Annotated in this window: 5 protein-coding genes; 3 read left to right on the top strand and 2 right to left on the bottom strand. The window is 48.5% G+C overall.

The window, feature by feature from the left end; all coding sequences use genetic code 11:
- Nucleotides 1–82: 82 nt before the first annotated feature.
- Together mltG and ruvX are read right to left on the bottom strand one after the other, a co-directional pair.
- The gene (gene mltG, locus PHU49_15715) at nt 83–1,084 is read right to left on the bottom strand and encodes an endolytic transglycosylase MltG (protein MDD5245456.1); all 1,002 of its coding nucleotides are present in this window, start codon (nt 1,082–1,084) and stop codon (nt 83–85) included.
- Nucleotides 1,065–1,481: a Holliday junction resolvase RuvX gene (gene ruvX / locus PHU49_15710; GenBank protein MDD5245455.1), complete on the bottom strand. Its 417-nt coding sequence runs from the start codon at nt 1,479–1,481 to the stop codon at nt 1,065–1,067. Before ruvX ends, mltG begins: the two co-directional genes overlap by 20 nt.
- A 232-nt stretch (nt 1,482–1,713) precedes the next feature.
- On the opposite strand from ruvX, the gene PHU49_15705 reads away from it, so the two are divergent.
- The 3 genes from PHU49_15705 to PHU49_15695 form a co-directional block, all read left to right on the top strand.
- Nucleotides 1,714–2,478, top strand: coding sequence for an acyl-CoA dehydratase activase (locus tag PHU49_15705; protein MDD5245454.1), 765 nt, complete (start codon nt 1,714–1,716; stop codon nt 2,476–2,478).
- A 17-nt stretch (nt 2,479–2,495) separates the two neighbouring features.
- A complete protein-coding gene (gene bzdQ, locus PHU49_15700; GenBank protein ID MDD5245453.1) occupies nt 2,496–3,407 on the top strand; it encodes a benzoyl-CoA reductase, bzd-type, subunit Q in 912 nt (303 codons plus the stop codon).
- Nucleotides 3,408–3,622: 4Fe-4S binding protein (locus PHU49_15695; GenBank protein ID MDD5245452.1), on the top strand; the 215-nt coding region annotated here is incomplete at its 3' end.

The raw sequence follows: 3,622 nt of genomic DNA, 5'->3' as shown, positions 1-3,622 counted from the left end.
TGGAGCCTTCATAGCCTCTTACGAACGAACTCTGGCCCACACCGATAACTGCTACATCTTTTGCCATACACTCCTCCTTAACTCATTTTTTTGTGTTTTTTCCTCTTTGATACATTGCTACGAACCGGTTATGTTCTTTCATGTCTTTGGAAAAGACATGGGTACCGTCATTTTTTGAAACAAAGTAAAGGTAATCAACCTGGGCAGGATAGAGGGCAGCCATGATGGAGTTTCTGTCAGGATTGCAGATAGGCCCCTTCGGCAATCCTTTGAATGTATAAGTATTGTAAGGGGTGTATGTATCGAGATTGGAACGACTTATAGGGCTGTCAAACATGCCTGTCCCATAGATGACCGTTGGATCGCAGTCAAGGGGCATCCCTTTATTCAACCTGTTATGAAAAACAGCGGAGATGAAGGGTTTCTCAGCCTTCAGTTTTGCCTCTTTCTCGATCATGGACGCAAGGGTAAGCGTCTTGTGCACGTCAAAACCGAGTTCTTCCATCCTCTTTTTTATATCCTCTTTTGTGAAAAATTTAAAGGTTCTCTGAACAATCTTTTCTATAAAATCTTCAACCTCTATCTCCTTACTATAGTGATAGGTATCCGGTGCAAGATAGCCCTCGATGGAATCGGACATGATACCTATCTTTCTCAGATATCCCAGGTTTTTGGTCAGGGCCAGAAACTCAGCGCTTTTCATGATCTGTGACCTGTCGACTGTATCAGCGACATTGAACATATTGTAACCTTCCACTATTTTAAGGGTGTAGATATTCCGTTCACCACGCCCCATCTTTCTGACGATCTTTAATGTTGACATGTCCTTCTTTAACGCATACTCGCCAGCCAGCAGTCTTCCCCTGTAGAGCAACGAACAGAGCACAAAAAGATTCGACGAGAAGATCAAGTCTTCCTTTTTGAGCTTATTTGCAATACTATACAGACTTGTTCCATTTTTCACAACGATATTAACTAACGTACCGTCTGTATCCCTTGGGATACTTGCGAAGATGATGGTCTGTGTGGCTATGAAGATACCAAGAACTGTTATAATGATCTTTCTATCGCGGCTTGTTAGCATCCAGGTATCCTTGTAATATTAGTTGTGATGCGATCATGTCTAAGTATGGTTTCCGCTTTTTGTGGCTTATACTTGCCATCTCGAAGACCCTGTGGGCCTCATTGGTGCTGAACCGTTCGTCCCAGAGTACGACAGGTAAGCCAACGTGCTTCTCTAAGGCCTCTGCGAACTCCATAACCTCTTGCGCCTTTTTACCAATCTCCCCGCTTAGGTCTTTCGGAAGTCCTATGACGATCCTTTCAATATCATATTCCGATATGATATCCCTGAACTCCCTCAGGTCTTTCTTGAGAGAATTTCTTCTGTATACTTTAAGCGCCTGCGCAATACTGTGAGTAGGGTCCGACATGGAGACCCCGATCTTCTTATCCCCCACGTCAAGACAGAGTATCCGCATCCCGTAATTATAGCAATTTTTCCTGAATATTCAAGCACAAAAGGCCTGAGCGGACATATTGCGAACATGTTGTCTTGACAGTCTTTTTTGATTTTATTACATTATGCTGAAGGCTGGCATGAATGCATGATAACATACAGCGGAAAGATCTTTGAAGAAGAGATGGTAAAGACAAGAATCGATGCCTTTTGGAAACATTGGGTGTGAAAAGGCGGTCGCAAGGAGGTAAAGGATGATAACGGCAGGTATAGACAGCGGCGCAAAAAACGTGAAGGTCGTCATTATGAAAGACAATAAGATTATCGGGAAGGCAATGGTCCTCGCAGGTCTGGACACGAAGGCAGCGGCAAACCAGGCATACGATGAGGCATTAAAGGCGGCAGGTCTGGCAAGAAAAGACATACAGAAGGTCCTTGCTACCGGCGCAGGAAGAAAAGACTGCGACTTTGCTCAGGGCGAGGTTACAGAAGTGAGCGCCGATGCGAAAGGGATCATGTATTTTATGCCTGATACCCATACCGTTATCGATATAGGCGCCGAGGAAGGCAGGGCGGTCAGGGTAAACAGGGACGGCAGTATCGTTGACTTTGCAATCAACGAAAAGTGTGCTGCAGGCGCCGGGACCTTCGTCGAGTCAATGACAAGGGCCCTTGAGACGGAGGTTGAAAAGATGGGAGACCTCTATGACCAGTCAACAAAAGAGATCGGCATGAACGCGCAGTGCGTGGTGTTCGCGGAATCGGAACTTGTGTCGCTAATCCACTCACTGGCCGCAAAGCCGGATATCGTACGGGCGATCCTCGACGCGATGGCGGACAGGATCGTGTCCATGATGAGAAGGGTCGGTGTTGAGAATAATGTAGCGGCAATCGGTGGTGTTGCCCTCAACAAGGGTTTTATCAAGGCCGTTGAGAAAGAGCTGAACATCAGGATCAGCGTTCCTCCGGATCCGCAGTTTATCGGCGCCATCGGCGTTGCAATCGCGGCAGCAGAGTAAAGGATGGAGGTAATACCATGACAGAAGAAAAGAAAGAATTCTGGAGATGGCCGGAATCAAGATGGACAAACCCCGGGATCGATTGGAAGAAGGGTAACTATATTACGGCAGGTATAGACGTCGGTTCTGTCAGCACACAGGGCGTTATCATGGTAGACGGTGAGCTTTACTGCTACGGCAACATGAGAACAGGTTCCAACAGCCCTGACAGCGCGATCAACGTCTTCAACAAGGCAACAGAAGGCACAGGCCTGACCCTGAAAGATATCCGGTTCACCGTCGGCACAGGCTATGGCCGCGTGAACGTTCCTTTTGGAAACAGGGCAATAACAGAGATCGCGTGCCACGCAAGGGGCGCAAACTGGATGTACGGACCTTCAGTAAGGACCGTTCTCGATATGGGCGGCCAGGACTGTAAGGCTATCAAGGTCGACGACAAAGGCAAAGTCGTTGCCTTCCTGATGAATGACAAGTGCGCAGCAGGCACCGGCCGAGGTATGGAAGTCTTTGCAGACCTCCTCGGCGTTCCCATTGAGGACGTTGGCGATATGTCCTTTAAGGTTGCAGAAGAGCCGCCCCCTGTCAGCTCAACCTGCGTTGTTTTCGCGAAATCAGAGGCAGCAAGCCTGCTCCGTGCCGGCTGGCCGAAAGAGAAAGTGCTTGCGGCATATTGTTCCGCGATGGCGCACAGGGTTTTATCGCTCCTCGAAAAGGTCAACGTCGAGAAGGAATTCGCCATCACTGGCGGAATAGCCAAGAACCTGGGTGTTGTAAAGAGACTCACGAAGGAGCTCGGCATCGAGGCATGCGAGACTAAGTGGCACAACAAAGAGTATGCAGACAAAGGGTTCCCCTTTGATACCCAGATTGCAGGCGCAATCGGTGCGGCACTGTTCGGGAAGGCCCTTGCTGAAAAGGGAAGCAAATAGATGAAGGCCAGCTATGGATATAAAGACGGCTCAGGCGATTTCTTCATCACCATAGACACGGATCTGTGTAACGGCTGCGGGGCATGCATAACGGCATGCCCCGCCGGCGTTTTTGTGGTTGGCGAAGACGAGAACGATCCGCTCATTGAAAATCCTGTCGCTGCCGTAGCAAAGGACCAGAGAAAGAAGATCAAATATGCCTGCGGACCATGTAA

The sequence above is a fragment of the Syntrophorhabdaceae bacterium genome (genome assembly GCA_028713955.1).
GTDB lineage: Bacteria > Desulfobacterota > Syntrophorhabdia > Syntrophorhabdales > Syntrophorhabdaceae > UBA5609.
The sequence above is the reverse complement of the archived record's forward strand: the minus strand, read 5'-3'. Positions and strand labels throughout refer to the sequence as shown.

Coding starts and splice junctions, on each gene's coding strand:
- mltG (MDD5245456.1), bottom strand. CDS start 1,084: ATGCTAACAAGCCGCGATAGAAAGATCATTATAACAGTTCTTGGTATC.
- ruvX (MDD5245455.1), bottom strand. CDS start 1,481: ATGCGGATACTCTGTCTTGACGTGGGGGATAAGAAGATCGGGGTCTCC.
- PHU49_15705 (MDD5245454.1), top strand. CDS start 1,714: ATGATAACGGCAGGTATAGACAGCGGCGCAAAAAACGTGAAGGTCGTC.
- bzdQ (MDD5245453.1), top strand. CDS start 2,496: ATGACAGAAGAAAAGAAAGAATTCTGGAGATGGCCGGAATCAAGATGG.